Below are 17,076 nucleotides of genomic sequence, written 5' to 3' on the forward strand. Positions count from 1 at the left end.
GTGCGGGTGGTTCGTGGCTGGTCGCAGTGTACGAACCGGCCTCGGGCTTTTGAGGGGCGCGGGGAACCGCGCGCTCAGCCCATGACGACCGGCACTGTGCGAACCGGCCGGAGTCACCCCGTTCTCTTGGATGCACGGGGAACTGCGAGACAAGCCCCCACCGGCCCGCGCCCGCCCGTGCTCAGCCGGTCTGGGACCCCGCCAAAAACCTCCGGACGGAGCAACGCGGCCAGCGTGTCGGCCGGCAGCAAGCCCTTTTCCAGGACGAGTTCGGCGACGCCGCGCCCCGTGGCGAGGGCTTCCTTGGCGATGTCGGTGGCTGCCGAGTAGCCGATGTGGGGGTTGAGTGTGGTGACGAGGCCGATGGAGTTCTCGACGGTCGCGCGCAGCATGTCCGTGTCGGCCGTGATCCCGGCGACGCACCGCTCGGCGAGCGTCAGGCAGGCGGCGCGCAGGTGCGTGATGCTCTCGGAGGGGGAGCACAGGATGATCGGCTCGAAGGCGTTCAGCTGGAGCTGGCCGGCCTCCGCCGCCATGGTGATCGTGACGTCGTTGCCGATCGCCTCGAAGACGACCTGGTTGACGACCTCGGGGATCACTGGGTTCACCTTGCCCGGCATGATGCTCGAACCAGCCTGCACCGGCGGCAGGTTGATCTCGTTCAGGCCCGCGCGCGGCCCGGAGGACAGGAGGCGCGGGTCATTGCAGCTCTTGGAGAGCCTCACCGAGATGCGCTTCAGCACGCCGGACATCTGGACGAAAGCCCCGCAGTCCTGGGTGGCTTCGACGAGGTGCGGCTGTGACCAGCGGGAGGCTTGTGATGTCCGCGAGGTGGCGGCGCACGGCCTCGGCGTATCCGGTGGGTGCGTTGAGCCCGGTACCGATCGCCGTCGCGCCCAGGTTGATCTCGTGGATCAGCTCGACGGCCTCGGCGAGCCGGCTGCGGTCCTCGTCCAGCATCACCGCGTACGCCGAGAACTCCTGCCCGAGCGTCATCGGCACGGCTTCCTGCAGTTGCGTACGCCCCATCTTCAGCACGTCGCAGAACTCCAGCGCCTTGGCCGCGAAGGCGTCCTGCAGCACGGACATCGCCTTGAGCAGGCCGCGTACGGCGAAGACCGTGGCGACCTTGACGGCGGTCGGGTAGACGTCGTTGGTCGACTGGCCGAGGTTGACGTCCTCGTTCGGGTGCAGGAACTCGTACGCACCCTTCGAGTGGCCGAGCAGCTCCAACGCCCGGTTCGCGACGACCTCGTTGGCGTTCATGTTCGTCGAGGTCCCGGCCCCGCCCTGGATGACATCGACGACGAACTGGTCGTGCAGCTTCCCTGCACGGATTTCGCGGCAGGCCTCGACGATGGCCGCCGCCTTGCGAGGCTCCAGCAGGCCGAGTTCCTCGTTGGCGCGGGCGGCGGCTTCCTTGACGGCGGCGAGCGCGTCGATCAGGTGCGGGTACGCGGAGATCGGCGTTCCCGTGATGGGGAAGTTCTCCTTGGCGCGCAGCCCTCTCTGTCAGCCTTGGGTGAGACGTCCCGCTTCGGCGGGTTAGCCTGAGAGGGCACGACAGGAGAACCACCCCCTCATGACCAGCAGCAAGTCCGCCGGATCCGACCCGGCTCCCCGGCCGAAGCGCCGCACTTTCAGCCCGGAGTACAAGCTGCGGATCGTGGCCGAGTACGACGCCGCCCCGCAGAACGAGAAGGGCGCGGTCCTGCGCCGCGAGCGGCTGTACCACTCGCATGTGAAGGAGTGGCGGGCAGCGCGGGATGCCGGGGCTCTGGAGAAGCTGGTCGACCAGCGTACCGGCCCGGCGAGGCCGAAGAAGTCTGCTGCCGAGGCGGAGAACGAGAAACTGCGCCGCCAGGTGGAGCGTCTGGAGAAGGAACTGGCGCGGAACAAGGCCGCGCTGGAGGTTATGGGAAAAGCTTCCGCGCTCTTGGCTTGATTCTGTCGGGGATCTTGGAGTTTCCCGGTGCGCCACCATGATCAGCGGGCATGCTCGGGGCTGTTTCGAAGATCGATCCAGTTGTTGAGGTGTCTGTTGTCACTCCGTCTCCGTTCCGGTGAGCAAGTCCCGTCTCTGACCGCGCAGATCGCGCGGGCGAGCAATCCGGGCGGTACGACGGCGATGTGGGTGAGAGACCGCCTTGATGGGCTGTGGCACGACGAGGACTTCGCGGGCTGGTACCCGCGTGACGGCCGTCCCGGTCTATCGCCCGCCCAGCTCGCCACCGTCTGCGTCCTGCAGTTCCTGCTGAACTTGTCGGACCGGCAGGCGGCGGAAGCGGTCCGCTGCCGCATCGACTTCAAATACGCCCTGGCCATGGAGCTGGACGATCCCGGCTTCCACCACAGTGTGCTGGCCGACTTCCGCGAGCGCCTCACCCAGAACGACCGCGCCGACCGTCTTCTCGACCTCGCGCTCGCGCGCCTGAAGGAAGCCGGACTCGTACGCGAGCGCACAACGCAGCGCACCGACTCCACCCACGTCCTGGCCGCGGTGCGTGACCTGACCCGGCTGGAACTGGTCACCGAGGCGGTCCGTGCCGTGCTGGAGGAAGTGGCCCGCACCGCATCACACCTGCTGACCGGCCTGGTCGACGAGGACTGGGGACTGCGCTACGGCCGCCCGGTCCGGCTGGGCAAGAACCCCACCCGGCCCAAGACCAGGATCCTCGCCGCCGGCAATGATGCCTGCCGGCTGCTGGAACTCATCCATCAGCACGGACCGGACCGGTTCGGCCCACAGGCCGAGGCGCTGCGACGGATCGTCGTGCAGAACTACTACCGCGACGCGGCAGGGCGCCTGCGCTGGCGCACCGCCGACGACGGTGGCCTGCCGCCCTCTGCCTCGGCGATCGTCTCGCCCTACGACACCACGGCGCGATATGTCCGCCACGGACACATCATCCGCTGGAAGGGGTTCGCCGCGCACGTCACCGAAACGTGCGCCTCCGACAGCGCCAACGTGATCACGGACGTGGCCACCACGTCGGCCGCCACGAACGACGGCCAGGCCCTGCCCGGCATCCACACGCGCCTGGCGCATCGCGGGCTGCTGCCCGCCGAGTACCTAGTCGACGGCGGCTACACCTCCCTGGTCCACCTGGAACAGGCCGCCCGGGAACACCAGGTCACCGTCACTGGGCCGCTGCCGGGCAACCCCACCCGTCAGCACCGCAAGAACGAAGGCTTCGACCGGGACGACTTCCACATCGACTTCGACCGCCGACAGGTCACCTGCCCCCGAGGCCAGGTCAGCCAGGGCTGGCACGGCCCCTACCCGACGTCCTCGCCCACCGCGGCACCTCTGATCGTGGCACGGTTCACCAAGAGCCAGTGCCGGCCCTGTCCGGACCGCCCCCGGTGCACCAGCTCCCGCGAGAGCGCCCGGAACGTCGGCTTTCCCCCGCGAGAACTCCGCGACCTGCAAGTCCGCGTCCGCGCGGAGCAGCAGACACCCGAGTGGAAAGCCCGCTACGCAGTCCGTTCCGGAGTAGAGGGCACCATCAACGAGTTCGCCCACGGACACGGCATGCGCCGCTGCCGCTACCGAGGACAGCCGAAAGCCCACCTGCAGCACGTACTTACAGCCATTGCCGTGAACATCGAACGACTCAGCAGCCAGTCAGCGGCCGAGGAAGCATCGTCACCGAGACCACCGACCGCTTTCATGACCTTCCTGGACCATAACGGCCTGCCCCGGCCGAAGTCCTGGCGAACCCTCGGAACCTGAGCCCGACCCACCAAGATCCCCGACAGAGTCAAGCTTGGAAATGATCTCCGAGGGCGCGGACTGAACGCTGCCGTCACCCCGGTGGCCGATGACGCGTTCACCGGCGTCGAGGGCGTGCTGGGTGTGACTGCGGCGTGCCGGCTGACCGGCCGCTCGCGGGCCACCCACTACCGCCGGCTGCGTCCGGCGCCACCACGCCGGCCCCGCAAGCCGCAGGTCCAGCCCTCGGCCCTGACGGCCGAAGAACGGGCCGCGGTACTGGAGTTGATGAACAGCGACGAGTACGCCGAACTGGCGCCCGCGCAGATCTGGGCCCGCGAGCTGGATGCCGGGCGCTACCACTGCTCGGTCTCCACGATGTACCGGATCCTGCGCGAGAAGGGCCAGTCCGGCGAGCGCCGAAGACAGGCCACCCACCCCGCCCAGGCGGTGCCCGAACTGGTGGCCACCGCCCCGTCGCAGGTGTTCACCTGGGACATCACCAAGGCGGCCGGACCGGTCAAGGGCATCTGGTATCACGCCTACGTCATCATCGACATCTTCAGCCGCTACATCGTCGGCCACACCGTCGAGGCCGCTGAATCGGCCGAACGGGCCGAGGAGTTGATCCGCGAGACCATCGTCCGCAACGGGATCGTGCCCGAGACCGTGCACGCCGACCGCGGCACCTCGATGACGAGCAAGAAGGTCTCCCAGCTGCTGATCGACCTCGGGGTGACAAGGTCGCACTCGCGGCCGAAGGTCTCCAACGACAACCCCTACAGCGAGGCCCAGTTCAAGACCACGAAGTACATGTCGGACTATCCCGAACGGTTCGACTCGCTGGCCCACGCCCGCGAATGGTTCGACGCCTTCATCGCGTACTACAACCACGAGCACCGGCACTCGGGCATCGGCTGGCACACACCCGCCTCCGTCCACTTCGGGACCGCCGAGGAGGTCCGCGACCAGCGCGCGGTCACCCTCGCCGAGGCATACGCCCGCCACCCCGAACGCTTCGGCCGCCGCCCCCGACCACCCGAGATACCCCAGACGGCCTGGATCAACGACCCGTCCAAGCGCCGCGAACCCGCACCACAAACCTCATAGCATCACGACCGTCTCACTGGACTTGAAATCTTCCGGTCTCACTTTCAGGAGCCCGATCGTGACCCGCCGCCATCTCATGCCGCTCGCCGCCGCGTTCCTTGCGATGTCGCTGGCCGGCTGTAACCCGCAACTCATTGAAGACGACGCGAAGCCCGGTACCCCGGACTCCAGCGCGCTTCCCGCACCGTCCGGGGCGGCCGGCGGGCCTGCCGAAGGCGGCCTGTCGCTCGCGGACGCCATCGCGAGGATCCCGGACGGGGTCGAGAAGCGGGAGGGCTACGAGCGCGACAGCTTCAAGCACTGGGTCGACGAGGACGGCGACGGCTGCCCCACCCGGGCCGAGGTCCTCCTCGAGGAGGCCACCACGAAGCCGGAGCAGGGGGAGCGGTGCGCGCTGAGTGGCGGGGTGTGGATGTCGTACTACGACGAGGTCGAGGTCACCGACCCGGGGAAGCTGGACATCGACCACATGGTGCCGCTCGCCGAAGCGTGGGACAGCGGCGCCTACGACTGGACACCCGAGCGCCGCGCCTTCCGGCTGGAGGTGGGCGAGCCGCTGTCCACCAGCTTCGGTCTGGATCTGTAGCGCGGTGTCTTCGAAGAGCCCGCTCAGGCTCCGGGGCTTTGGGATTGAGCCTTGGCCCCGGACACATCGGCACTCGACCATCCTCGGCCGCGCAGCAGCCTGCCTCAGCCCTGCACGGGCTGTTGTCGTTGGGGGGGGCGGGTCGGATGTCTTCGTGGTGGTGAGCGGTGTTGGCGAGCCAGCGGTACTCGGGTGTTGGCCCTACGGTGGTGGCATGACAGTGATCAACGGGTGGCGGCGGGCAGTGGGCGCCCCGGTCGGGACGCTGGACGTGCTGGGGCCGGTTGTGCTGTTCGTGCTGTCGGTCGTGGCCGCCTCCGTCATCCCGTACGAGCACCGGATTTTGGTCCGCCCGTCTGCCGTGGTGCTGGCGGCGGTCTGCTGTTTCGCGTTGCTGTGGCGTCATCGCCACCCGTTCGGCGTCCTGGTCATCGCCCTCGCCTGCGGGGTGGTCTTCCAGGTGCTCGGGGTTCGGGAGAGTCCGCTGGTGACGAGTCCGGTCATCGTGTCCGTCTACACCGTGGCCGTCCGGACCGACCGGCGCACTACATGGATGGTGGCATCGGCCTCGGCCGCCCTGCTGGTCGGGGCGGCCGTGGTGTTCGACTCCGGCTCATGGCTCATCCGGGACAACGTGGCGATGCTGGCCTGGACGGCCTTGCCCGCCGCCGTAGGGGACGGGGTGCGCTCACGCCGCGCGTATGTGGCGGCCGTGGAGGAAAGGGCGGAGTACGCGGAGCGGACCCGTGAGCAGGAGGCGCGGCAGCAGGTGGCGGCCGAGCGGATCCGGATCGCGCGCGAGTTGCACGATGTGGTCGCGCACCACATCGCCTTGATCAACGCGCAGGCCGGTGTTGCTGTTCACCTGGTGGAGCGGCGGCCGGAGCAGTTGGTCACCGCTCTGGAGGGCATCCGGGACACCAGTCGGTCCGCGCTGGAGGAACTCCGGGTGACCGTGGGACTCCTGCGTCAGTCCGATGATCCGGAGGCGCCGCGGGATCCGATGCCGGGCCTGGCGCAGGTACCGGAGCTGCTGGCGTCCTTCGAGCGTGTCGGCCTGTCCGTCAGGCACATGCGGCACGGCATGGCCGAGCCGCTGGCGCCGGCGGTGGACCTGGCCGCGTACCGCATCGTGCAGGAGGCCCTGACGAATGTGCGCAAGCACGCCGGGGCCGATCAAGCCCGCCTCTACCTGCACTACCGGCCCCAATGGCTGACGATCACGGTCGAGGACGACGGGCGCGCCCGACCGCACGAGCCCCCTCCCGGTACCGGCCACGGGCTGATCGGGATGCGCGAGCGTGCGGCCAGCGTCGGGGGAAAGCTGGAGGCCGCGGCGCGCCCCGACGGGGGCTTCACCGTGACCGCCGAACTGCCGCTGCGGCCGGGCGCGGCAATCGTGGCACCGATCGGGCGGGACGCCGAGGAGAGATGGGCATGACGATCCGCGTACTGCTCGCCGATGACCAGGCCCTGCTGCGGGGCACCTTCAGGATGCTGTTCGATTCCGCCGACGACATGGAGACCGTGGGCGAGGCGTCCAACGGCCGTGAGGCGGTGGAGCTGGCGAGGACGCAGCAACCGGATGTGATCCTGATGGACATCCGCATGCCGGAGATGGACGGCCTCGTCGCCACGCGGCTGATCGGCGAGGCCGAGGACCTCTCGGTGGTGAAGGTCCTGATCCTGACCACCTTCGAGGACGACGAATACGTCGCGGAGGCCCTGCGGGCAGGTGCGAGCGGCTTTCTAGGCAAGGGCGCCCGGCCCGAGGAGCTGCTCGACGCCGTCCGCACGGTCGCCGCAGGGGACGCGCTGCTGTCCCCCTCGGCGACCCGAGGGCTGATCAGGCGGTTCCTGGCGCAGCCGGAACCGTGCACGGCAGCCGTGCACGAGCGGCTGGAATGCCTGACGCGACGGGAACGCGATGTCCTGGGGCTTGTCGCGCTGGGGCTGTCGAACGACGAGATCGCCGAGCGTCTGTTCGTCAGCCCGCTGACGGCCAAGACCCACGTCAACCGGGCCATGACCAAGCTGGCCGCCCGCGACCGGGCCCAGTTGGTGGTCATCGCCTACCAGTGCGGCGTGGTCAGTCCGGCGACGACGGCGACTCGTCCCTCAGTGACCGGGTGAATGCCGGCGTGGCCGCGGAGCGCGTTGTGGCCCTGTCGTAGGCCGGCCTGCCGGATACCGCGGCCGTGGTACCCGGGAATTGCTGCACGGGGACGACGCGCAGGGGGCCGTTCCTGGGCGATGGTGGGGTCATGAAACGGAGCTGTGTACCGGTGCACCAGCCGCACACCGGCCCCGTTGACGGCGCGATTCTCACCCCTGCACGGAAGGGACCCGCCATGCTTACTCTCTCCCAGGATTGCCGCACCATCGGCGACCTGCTAGAAGGACACGCACTCAACGTCCTGGACCCCGGCGAGGCGAGCGCGGTCCGCGCACACCTGGCGACCTGCCCTGACTGCCGGGACGAGCATCACTGCCTCGCGGCCGTGGCCGCGCACCTGTCCTCCCTTCGCAAGGCCCTGGCGTACGACCCCGGTCGGCGGCAGCCGTCGTACCTGCCCGGGTCGGCCGGGTGGCGCCATGGCTCGCGGCACCGACGCCGCCGGCACAGTGCGGCCCGAGGGGCCCTGACCACCTCGCTCACGCTGTCCCAATGGGTGAGTCGGCTTGCCTACGTCAGGTGAGCGACCGGGCAGCGTGCTGATCCGCCCGGGCGGCACACCGGAAGTGCGCGCCGAGCGCGCCGGTGAGGGGGCTCACCGCGAACCGCCGCGGACGCCGCTGACGGTCCCTGGTTGTGTACACGACCAGGAGGAATCATGCGCGTGCCCGCTGCCAGGCATCCCTCACCGGGCACCGCCGCCTCACCGGGCACCGCCGCCTCTCCGGGGCTGCTGCGACGGTCCGTGGTCGCCCTGCCTCACGGGTGGCCGAGGATGCGCTGCGAGCGGCCGGTGACCCAGCCGGAGCAGTCGGCAGCACCGCCGGCGATCGTGGACGAGGCCGTGGCAGCCCAGCCCGTCACCGGCCCCGGCCGGCCGAATGCGGCCGGCCGGGGCCGGTGACGGGCGCGGTGACGCAGACCGGCGGGTAACAGATTTTTGTCTACCACAAGCTCAACGTGCGCCTGAGCCGACTGTCCATCGACGACTACTTCGACGATCTCAGAAAGCGGGCGTTCCGGCTCCTCCCCTACCACCAGTGGATCCTGTACCAGGCGGTGAACTTCGCCTGCGCCATCAACCCGGACCCCCGCGTGGATGCGGCCCGACTGCGGATGCGCGGTCGGGGCGAATCTGCCGAGGGCTTGCGGCGGCGCTGTCACGTGGTGGGGTGCGTGGGTCTCTGCCGGCGCGTCGGGGTGTGGCGGGGGTCGGGTTTCGGGCCGGTGCTCAGGCATGGGCGGGCTGGCTGACGGCGCCGGTGGCCTGGCCCCAGAGGGCGAAGCGGGTGGCGTGTTTCGGTGCGGTGGTCGGTGGCGGCGTGGCCGGAAGCGGGGTGAGATGCCGCTGAACGCAGATCAGGAACCGCTGCGCCCCGCCGACGCTGTGGAAGCCCTTCATCGCGCGTTCGCGCTGCCTCGTTGGCTGGTGGGAGTTCTCGGCCCGGTTGTTCAGACCCTTGTGGGCACGGTGCTCGACGGAGGGCATCACCTCGCGGTGGGCCGCGCCGTAGGAGTGCAGCCCGTCGATGACGACCACCCGCGGCACCGAGCAGGTCTTCTTGAGAAGTCTGCGGAAGAACCGCCTGGCCGCAGCGGTGTCCCGCCGGTTCTGTACCAGGATGTCCAGGACGGTGCCGGCGGCGTCGACGGTCCGCCACAGGTACTTCTGTTCTCCGTTGATCTTGGTGAAGGTCTCGTCCAAGTGCCATGTGTCCCCGGGCCGGCGGCGCAGGCCGTTGGCATAGCCCTGTCCGAACTTGGCGCACCAGCGGCGGATGCTCTCATGGGAGACGAGCACGCCGCGCCCGGGCATCAGCTCCTCGACCTCGCGGAAGCTGAGCGGGAAGCGGAAGTACAGCCACACGCAGTGCGCGATGATCTCCACCGGGTACCGGTGCCCCTGGTACGACGGCGACACGCTCCCCACGGACGATGCCCCCACCATGATTAAATCGAGGATCCTCCCACGCCGTTCGCCAACGCATGGTCGGCTGAGGGCAGGTGGACGGACCGTGGTCGAGCCGGTAGGCCCGGAGAACTGCACGGGCAGCGGTCGTGGCGCGAGGGCAGCCGGGCGACGACCCAGGCCGCGATGTGTCGGCTTCGTGTCAGTGCCGGTGGCGGCAGTCACCGTCGGCCGCTGCCGGCCATCTTCTCGCTGGTCACCGTGAGGGCGCGTGAGGGTCCGCCGCTGACACGGGCATCGGATTTCACTGTCATGAGGCGATGATCCCCAGGTGGTCTGCTGACATGAAGCCGAGAGATCGCATTCGGTGTCAGCCGGCCCTGTGGTTTTCGTCCGCCCGATCACGACTTCCTACCGGTCCTGGGTCCCGCGGCCTGTTGCGGAGGCGATGCCCAGCCAGGTGTGCCGGTTGCCCGCCCAGCACCAGCCCACCTTGGGGGCGTTGCGGCGCTCGCGGCCGTCCCGTCCGGTGCCGTTGCTGATCCAGATCGCCGGCGTGCGGGCGTCCAACGTGCCATGGGCTTTGCGTAGCCGGGAGCCGATGGTCATGAAGCAGTGGTTGCGCTCCAGGACAGCGGGCTGCTGTAGCACCCAGTGAATGCCCTCGGTGAGCAGCAACGGGGTGCGGGCCTCTGCGGTGAGGGCGGGCAGTGCCTCGTTCGGGCTCCAGTTGGCCATCCGGTCGCCGCGGTTGAGGCCGGTGAGGAGGTAGAGCGGGGCGTCGGGCAGCGTGACCGTGTCGAGCGGAGCGAAGAGATCGACGTCGGACATGTCGGTGACGACGAAGCCCGGCTTGCCGTCGCGGCGGAGCAGCGGCGCGAGGGCGGAGGCGGGGGCCTGGTGTGGGTGAACGGCGAGCAGGGCGCCGTCGCCGCCCGCGGAGGCTTCGGCGGGCCCGGCGAAGGTGCGAAGCTCGGTGGTGGACAGCCCGATGATTTCGTGCACCCCCCATTCGATCAGTCGCTCGGCCTGCGCGCTCAGAGCCGGAAGTGCGGGGAGAACGGTGGAGGTGGCGTGCGTGGTTTCGGGCACGGTGCTCCCAGGGGTGGCGACGTGGACGGGTCCAGAGACAACGAGGTGGCCCGCCAGGATGTTCCCGCTGCGACGGCCTTCAGTGTCGCGAGCTCGGGCGCTTCTTCGAGTGGCACACGGTGGACCTATAGTCGGCCTCATGAGTCGTTGGAGGGAGTTGACCGGGGGGACGTCCGGAGAGGACTACGCCGCACGGTTCGCGGCCCTGGCCCGTAGCGGGAAGGACGTGCACGGTGAGGCACGCTTCTGCGCGGCTCTCGTGCCTGCCGGGGCGCGGGTGCTGGACGCCGGGTGCGGTACCGGACGGGTCATGATCCGGCTTGCGGAGTTCGGGTACGACTGCGTCGGGGTGGACGTTGACGCGTCGATGCTGGCAGTGGCGCGGCAGCAGGCGCCGGGACTGCCCTGGTTCCAGGTCGATCTGGCCCGGTTCGAGCCGGACCTGCTCGGCATCACGGCGGACTTCGATCTCGTGGTCGCCGCAGGCAATATTTTCCCGTTGCTCGCCGCCGGCACCGAGGCCACGGTGATCCAGCGCCTGGCCGCGGCCCTGCGTCCGGGCGGTCTGATGGTCGCCGGCTTCGGCCTGGACGAAGCCCACCTGCCCGTGCCGCCCAGCATCACGCTGTCAGAGTACGACGACCGCTGCGCCGCAGCCGGCCTCACCCTCGTCGACCGCTTCGCCACCTGGGACGCCGCCCCTTACGACAGCGGCGGCTATGCGGTCAGCGTCCACCGCCGGTGAAGACGTGAGAGGTCGGCCTGCGGCCCGTGCGCCCCGACATCGTCGCGTATCACCCACGTGCCGTCGTCGTCATCGGGCGGTCCCATGACTGGGGCGAAACGAAGCTGCACGCTCTGCACGGGCTCAACAGCAGGATGCACGGCATCACCGGCATGACCTATGACCGGCTCATTTCCCCATGTCACGCACTGCTGAGCCATGTAACGACCGTCAACGAGACCCCCGAAGCCGCAGCCTGTGCCGCTCGAAAAGTCGTCGTCGCAGGTGGCAGCGGTGACGGTTCGTCGGCTGGGCGTATGCCCAGATGATCGTGTCCCTGTTGTACAAGGTGACCAGGAAGTTGCTCTCCCCGTCATCGTTGCTGCTCCGCGGGGATGCGGCGAAAGTCGCTGAGCTTCTCGTCCTGCGCCACGAGAACGCGGTGCTGCGCCAGGAGCTGGCCGGCCCGGTCCGCTACGAGCAAGTCGATCGGTTCTGGTTCGCTGCCCTCTGGTCCGGGTCTAATGCCTCGGTGTCGCTGGAGCGAGGTCCTCCCGGCCACTGCGGGCACCCTGCTCGGCCGGCATTGCCGATTCGTCGCCGTGAAGTGGGACTACAGCGCGCGGGCGCATTGGCCGGCCGCCGACCGCCACGGCGTTCAAGAACCTCGTACTGCGACTTGCCGACGAGAATCCGCGATGGGGCCACAGGCGGATCCGAGGAGAGTTGGCGCGGCTCGGGCACCGGATCGCCGCCTCGACGGTGGGGGAGACTCTCCACGCCGCGGGCTTCGACCCCGCGCCGCGTCGCTTTGGCTCGGCCCGGGCGGTGAGTTCCTCACCGCCCGGGCCGAGGGCATCATCGCGGCGGACTTCTTCCACTTCGACACCGCGCTCGGCAGGCGGCTCTATGCGCCGGCCTACCTCGAGCACGGCACCCGGCGCCTGCACATCACCGGCGTCACCGCTCATCCGACGGGGGAGTGGACGGTGCAGCAGGCGAGGAATCTCGCCGCCGACCTCGGGATACGCAGGGAGTCTCTGCGGTTTCTGCTGCGCGATCGAGACGGCAAGTACGACAAGGCGTTCGACAGGGTCTTCGAGGCAGAGGAACTGGACGTGATCAAGAGTGCACTGCGGGCACCTCGGATGAACGCCTACGGCGAGCGCGTCATCGGCAGCCGCTGCCGCGAGGTACTCGACCACATCCCGGTCAGGGGAGAGGCGCATGCCCGGCAGGTGCTTGCGGCTTACCAGAGGCACCACCACGAGCATCGGCCCCCCAGGCGCGCAACCGGCTACCACCCGATGCCCAGAAACAGCCCACCGCGATAGACAGCGGCGCCCACGAACTGCTGCGCACCCGCATTCTCGGCGGCCTCGTCAGCGAGTACAGATACGTCGCCTGACCTGCGGCGACGACTTTTCGAGCAGCACACGGTGCAGCGCGAGGCCACCTTCCGTTGCAGGGCCGGGCCGATAGCCCGGCCCTGTGCACAGACGGCGTAGGCGGAGGGAGTGTGCTTCCTTCGATTCCGCCGTCGTGTCGGTCGTGCGTGCACAGTGCGGCCGCCGGCTGCAGGATTGGGGACTGGAAGACATCGGCTTCGTCATGGAGCTGACCTCAGCGAGCTGATCACGCACACCATCGGCTACGGTACCCCGTCCGTACGCGTACGGCTGGTGCACGACCGGTCCTTGACCTGCGAAGTGTCCGATGGCAGGAGCACCTCAGCGCATCTGCGGTGGGCGGCGACGGACCAGGGAGAACGCGGGCTCTTCCTGGTCGCCCGGTTGGCCGAGCACGGGGTACCCGCTGCACCCGCCGGGGCAAGGTCATCCGGGCCGAGCAGTCCCCGAAGGGCAGCCGGTCCCAGGACACCGGAGGTGACATGGAGCAGATTCTCCTGAGCCGGCGGGACGACGAGCCGCAGTGACGCCGGTCCGGGGGATGCGTCCGGCGGCGGCCCGCACGCCGACGACCACAGCCGTTACTTGATCAGGGCGTTGGCTGCGATGATCATCAGGCCGATCAGCATGTCGCCGGTTCCGGCCCGGAGCGAAGCCCCCCACCCACGGCCCGCGCGGCGCGCGGTCCACGCTCCCCAGCCGGCGAGGACCAGGGTGTTGAACACCAGTGCGGTGTTCACCGCCTCGGCCTCCGTCCACCAGGAGGGCACCGCGGTCAGCAGCAGCACGACGGTGGGAACAGCCGCTGCGACGACGGGCCACTCGGAGAGCATGGCGCGCAGCCCGACCCTGGCACCGCTGTGGTCCGCCGACATGCGATGCGCGAGAACGTGGGCATAGCCGTGGGCGGCCGCAGAGGCGAGGGCGGTGAGCAGGACCCAGACCGCGTCCGATCCGGGGTTGGTCTTCTCGCCGGGGGAGTCGAGGGCGGCCGCCAGCGCACTGGCCAGGACGAGCCCGTAGACGCCGCTGAGCAGTCGTGGTTCCGGCGGGCGCCGACCCGCTGCCTGCGCAACGGCCGGCTGGGGGAAACGGTGGACGCGGTGGTGCATCGCTACAGCCTTAGGTGAGAGGTTTGGAACAGGGCAGTACGGCACCACATCGAAAGATCGGCGACCAGCCGCATACGTGAGCCGTGGTTCTGGCTCAACTTCTGTGAGGCGCAGAAGCAACGTCTTCTCCTGAAGCCTGCTCCATTCGCCTGACCTGCAGGACACCGGGCATGTTTTGGTTTGGATCCATAACGGGGGCGCTCGGCGGTTGCCCCGGTCACACCGTGCCGACCGCCGAAAACGGGAAACGCGGTCACCGGGGTTCGAAGCGACGAGGAGGAGGACATCATGAGCCGCGACGAGGGGGACGGCGGCAACAGCGCCTACGGCCGGAAGGCGTTCAAGCGGTCGAGGGCCCACTTCGCGGACCGGATCACTGCGGACGGCAGGGACGGGTGGCCGGTGGAGGCCGGGCGCTACCGGCTCGTCGTCAGCCGTGCCTGCCCGTGGGCGAGCCGGGCGCTGGTGTCCCGGCGGCTGCTCGGTCTGGAGGACGCGCTGTCCCTGGCCGTCGCCGACCCGGTCCAGGACGACCGCAGTTGGCGCTTCACCCTGGACCCGGGCGGCCGTGATCCGGTTCTCGGCATCCGGTATCTGAGCGAGGCGTACGACCGGCGGGAGACGGACTACCCGGGCGGGGTGAGTGTCCCCGCGATCGTGGAGGTGGCCGGCGGCCGACTGGTCACCAACGACTACCAGCAGATCACTCTCGACTTCGCCACCGAGTGGACGGCACTGCACCGCGCGGGCGCGCCCGACCTGTATCCCGAGAAGCGGCGCGCCGAGATCGACGCGGTGATGGCGGAGGTGTTCGACGATGTGAACAACGGGGTGTACCGGGCGGGCTTCGCCACCGGTCAACAGGAGTACGAGGTGGCGTGCGCGGGCGTGTTCCGGCGGCTCGAACTTCTGGCGCGGCGGCTGGCGGGGCAGCGGTACCTCGTCGGCGACACGATCACGGAGGCGGACATCCGGCTGTTCACCACGCTGGTGCGGTTCGATGCCGTCTACCACGGCCACTTCAAGTGCAACCGCTGGAAACTGACGGAGAACCGGGTGCTGTGGGCGTACGTCCGCGATCTCTACCAGACGCCCGGCTTCGGCGACACCGTCGACTTCGACCACATCAAACGGCACTACTACCAGGTGCACACCGGCATCAACCCGACCGGCATCGTGCCCCTGGGCCCCGATCTGTCCGGCTGGTCGGCCCCGCATCACCGCGAGGACCTGGGCGGCCGGCCGTTCGGCGACGGGACGCCGCCCGGGCCGGTCCGCGCGGACGGGGAGACAGCCGAGCGGGGCCGCCCCTGACGCTCAGACCCACCCAGGCACCGAACCGGGACCTCCCAAAAACAGGTTCTGGTTCAGGTTCTGTGGGCCGTGCACGCGGAGTGACGGATGAGCGTCCGGCTGGGCTTCGCGAAGTTGCCCCAAAACGGCTAGTGACTGGTTCTTCGTGACTGACAATTCGGGGCTGTGGAAGAGGTCATGCTCCGGTCGAAGGAGCTGTTGTTCCCGTCGGCCGAGGATGTCGAGGTGTTGTCAGTGGACTTGAATCTCGCGACAGTACGTGTCGAGGGGACTTGCGGCACCACTGAGGCATGGTCTTCGACGAGAACCGCTTCCGTCCACCGGTGGTCTCATCGACACGGCGGTCGTTCACGCGGAGGGACGCGGATCTCGACGGGTCTGGTGGCCGTGGTGACCGTCCGGGGCCGGTGGTAGCCGTCACGGGCGATCAGACGCTTTCCGTTTTCGTCCCGCTCGGTAACCAACTCGGCCATGTACTGGTCGACTTCGACTTCGACTTCGGCTTCCAGCGCGGCGGCGGGTATCCGCCTCGCGCCTTCCCGTACGATCTCGTCGATCAGGGGGCCGGGAGCGGTGGAGTCGTCGTTGACTACGCTGAGCACGGGCGTGCCTTCCCGCCCCGCGCTGCGAACGTGGGCCTGACTCGGCGACCGTCACAGGATCATTCGGGAAGGTACGTGCGCCCTCCGAGCGCCCTCCCGAGACCGATCCACAAGTCCTGAGCATTGCTCCTGGCGTACCAGCAGTGGGCACATAGCCTCTCACGGCAGGAACAGCCCGGCAGAGGAGTGCGGGACGGGGCCGGGAGCACGGTGAACACCACACCGGAGGGGGCGTGCGATCCCTTGAGCTTGCCGGTCTGGAACTTCAGGCCGGCAGGGGACGCCTTGATGCCTGCAGTGAGGATGGCAGGGCCGATGCCACGGCCGAAATACTTGTGCTCGTGGACGACGAGAGGCACGGCTACCTCGGAGGCGCGAAGCTCGTGGGCGAGCGCGACGGTCTTCTGCAGTTCCGGACACCGGACAGCGAGGATGGAGATCTTCTCAGGGAGGACCCGGCCCAGGGCGCTGCACCCGGGCCCTGCCCGGCTTGCGCGTACGGGGCGGCGTGGGGACGGCGAGAGCCTTGGCAAGCTGAGGGCGCCAGCCGGAAGCGGGCGGTGTGGTACTGGATGGCGGCCTCGCCGGTGCCGGTGCGCGGCAGTCAGCATGAGCATCGTTGCGCAATGTTGCGTACACTCCGCACAATGGACGCTGATCTCGAGGACATACTGAACCGCCACAGGCAGACTCACGCGGTGGTGTGGGACTTCGACGGCGTGTTGTCGGAGACTGAAGCCCTGCACCAGGAGAGCTACACCCGGGTCCTGGCTGCACACGGCATGCGGACGGAGGGCGACTGGTACACGCCGCTGATCGGCAACACCGCACAGCAGAACTGGCGCTCGCTGATCGCCGGCGGACTGGACGCAACGGTGGACGACATCGGCCGGCTTGAGTCGCAACGCGAGGCGGTCTTCCAGTCCCTCGCCGCCTCCGGCCTGACCCTCAGCCGTATCGGTGCCTCGCTGATCCCCGCATTTGCCCAGGGCGGGGCGCGCCAGGATGTCGTCTCCAACGGAGATCTCAACCTCATCCGTCATGCCGTGCAGCAGTGGGGCGTCGGTGGCATGGTGAACGTCGTGAGCAGGGCCCCGGGCACTGACAAACTCGCGCTGCTCGAAGAGCGGGCCGCTCCGGGGGTGGTCACTTTCGACGACACTGATCGCTACGTGCTGGCCGCCGCACGCAAGGGGGCCTACACGGTTGGGGTGCGGCACCGGCACAACGCCCACGCGTCCCTTCCCGCGGATGTCGTGCTGCACATCGCGTCAGCGGCGTCCGTCGCTGTGGACGATGCGGCGTGCGCGTACGGCTGAGCTTGGTC

Annotated in this window: 16 protein-coding genes and 2 pseudogenes; 13 read left to right on the forward strand and 5 right to left on the reverse strand. The window is 69.1% G+C overall.

Going from position 1 to position 17,076, the window contains the following annotated elements:
- Window positions 1-113: 113 nt before the first annotated feature.
- Window positions 114-1,503 (reverse strand): annotated as a pseudogene (locus tag V4Y04_RS36970) (aspartate ammonia-lyase); the annotation flags it as partial.
- A 79-nt stretch (window positions 1,504-1,582) separates the two neighbouring features.
- Here V4Y04_RS36970 and V4Y04_RS36975 point away from each other — a divergent pair.
- The 8 genes from V4Y04_RS36975 (at window position 1,583) to V4Y04_RS37010 (ending at window position 8,491) form a co-directional block, all read left to right on the forward strand.
- Window positions 1,583-1,945: a hypothetical protein gene (locus V4Y04_RS36975; protein ID WP_332431745.1), complete on the forward strand. Its 363-nt coding sequence runs from the start codon at window positions 1,583-1,585 to the stop codon at window positions 1,943-1,945.
- Window positions 1,946-2,128: 183 nt separating this feature from the next.
- The gene (locus V4Y04_RS36980) at window positions 2,129-3,736 is read left to right on the forward strand and encodes an IS1182 family transposase (protein ID WP_332433143.1); all 1,608 of its coding nucleotides are present in this window, start codon (window positions 2,129-2,131) and stop codon (window positions 3,734-3,736) included.
- Between the two features lie 81 nt (window positions 3,737-3,817).
- Window positions 3,818-4,825, forward strand: coding sequence for an IS3 family transposase (locus tag V4Y04_RS36985; RefSeq protein ID WP_332432625.1), 1,008 nt, complete (start codon window positions 3,818-3,820; stop codon window positions 4,823-4,825).
- A 58-nt stretch (window positions 4,826-4,883) separates the two neighbouring features.
- Window positions 4,884-5,411, forward strand: a complete 528-nt coding sequence (locus V4Y04_RS36990; RefSeq protein ID WP_443080152.1) for a hypothetical protein — start codon at window positions 4,884-4,886, stop codon at window positions 5,409-5,411.
- A 214-nt stretch (window positions 5,412-5,625) separates the two neighbouring features.
- A complete protein-coding gene (locus tag V4Y04_RS36995) occupies window positions 5,626-6,852 on the forward strand; it encodes a sensor histidine kinase (protein ID WP_332432626.1) in 1,227 nt (408 codons plus the stop codon).
- Window positions 6,849-7,544, forward strand: coding sequence for a response regulator transcription factor (locus tag V4Y04_RS37000; protein ID WP_332432627.1), 696 nt, complete (start codon window positions 6,849-6,851; stop codon window positions 7,542-7,544). Before V4Y04_RS36995 ends, V4Y04_RS37000 begins: the two co-directional genes overlap by 4 nt.
- A gap of 218 nt (window positions 7,545-7,762) precedes the next feature.
- On the forward strand, window positions 7,763-8,110 hold the full coding sequence (locus V4Y04_RS37005; protein WP_332432628.1) for a zf-HC2 domain-containing protein: 348 nt from the start codon (window positions 7,763-7,765) through the stop codon (window positions 8,108-8,110).
- A 135-nt stretch (window positions 8,111-8,245) separates the two neighbouring features.
- The gene (locus V4Y04_RS37010) at window positions 8,246-8,491 is read left to right on the forward strand and encodes a hypothetical protein (protein ID WP_332432629.1); all 246 of its coding nucleotides are present in this window, start codon (window positions 8,246-8,248) and stop codon (window positions 8,489-8,491) included.
- Window positions 8,492-8,818: 327 nt separating this feature from the next.
- On the opposite strand, the gene V4Y04_RS37015 is transcribed toward V4Y04_RS37010, so the two are convergent.
- Both V4Y04_RS37015 and V4Y04_RS37020 read right to left on the reverse strand, forming a co-directional pair.
- Window positions 8,819-9,535: an IS6 family transposase gene (locus V4Y04_RS37015; protein ID WP_443080153.1), complete on the reverse strand. Its 717-nt coding sequence runs from the start codon at window positions 9,533-9,535 to the stop codon at window positions 8,819-8,821.
- A 372-nt stretch (window positions 9,536-9,907) separates the two neighbouring features.
- Window positions 9,908-10,588, reverse strand: a complete 681-nt coding sequence (locus tag V4Y04_RS37020) for a DUF5701 family protein (RefSeq protein ID WP_332432630.1) — start codon at window positions 10,586-10,588, stop codon at window positions 9,908-9,910.
- Between the two features lie 139 nt (window positions 10,589-10,727).
- Between V4Y04_RS37020 and V4Y04_RS37025 the strand changes: the two genes are divergently transcribed.
- The 3 genes from V4Y04_RS37025 (at window position 10,728) to V4Y04_RS37035 (ending at window position 12,646) form a co-directional block, all read left to right on the forward strand.
- On the forward strand, window positions 10,728-11,333 hold the full coding sequence (locus tag V4Y04_RS37025) for a class I SAM-dependent methyltransferase (protein WP_332432631.1): 606 nt from the start codon (window positions 10,728-10,730) through the stop codon (window positions 11,331-11,333).
- A 26-nt stretch (window positions 11,334-11,359) separates the two neighbouring features.
- Window positions 11,360-11,641: a hypothetical protein gene (locus V4Y04_RS37030; RefSeq protein WP_332432632.1), complete on the forward strand. Its 282-nt coding sequence runs from the start codon at window positions 11,360-11,362 to the stop codon at window positions 11,639-11,641.
- A 369-nt stretch (window positions 11,642-12,010) separates the two neighbouring features.
- Window positions 12,011-12,646, forward strand: a complete 636-nt coding sequence (locus V4Y04_RS37035) for an integrase (protein ID WP_332432633.1) — start codon at window positions 12,011-12,013, stop codon at window positions 12,644-12,646.
- Between the two features lie 656 nt (window positions 12,647-13,302).
- Here V4Y04_RS37035 and V4Y04_RS37045 read toward each other — a convergent pair.
- Entirely contained in the window at window positions 13,303-13,833 is a 531-nt protein-coding gene (locus tag V4Y04_RS37045; RefSeq protein WP_332432634.1) for a hypothetical protein, read from the reverse strand.
- A 288-nt stretch (window positions 13,834-14,121) separates the two neighbouring features.
- Between V4Y04_RS37045 and V4Y04_RS37050 the strand changes: the two genes are divergently transcribed.
- Entirely contained in the window at window positions 14,122-15,147 is a 1,026-nt protein-coding gene (locus V4Y04_RS37050; protein WP_332432635.1) for a glutathione S-transferase family protein, read from the forward strand.
- Between the two features lie 262 nt (window positions 15,148-15,409).
- Here the strand turns inward: V4Y04_RS37050 and V4Y04_RS37055 are convergent.
- Window positions 15,410-15,749, reverse strand: a pseudogene (locus tag V4Y04_RS37055) (IS256 family transposase); the annotation flags it as partial.
- Between the two features lie 647 nt (window positions 15,750-16,396).
- Here V4Y04_RS37055 and V4Y04_RS37060 point away from each other — a divergent pair.
- Window positions 16,397-17,068, forward strand: coding sequence for a hypothetical protein (locus V4Y04_RS37060; protein ID WP_332432637.1), 672 nt, complete (start codon window positions 16,397-16,399; stop codon window positions 17,066-17,068).
- The last annotated feature ends 8 nt before the right edge of the window (window positions 17,069-17,076 follow it).

This window comes from Streptomyces sp. P9-A2 (assembly GCF_036634175.1).
GTDB lineage: Bacteria > Actinomycetota > Actinomycetes > Streptomycetales > Streptomycetaceae > Streptomyces > Streptomyces pratens.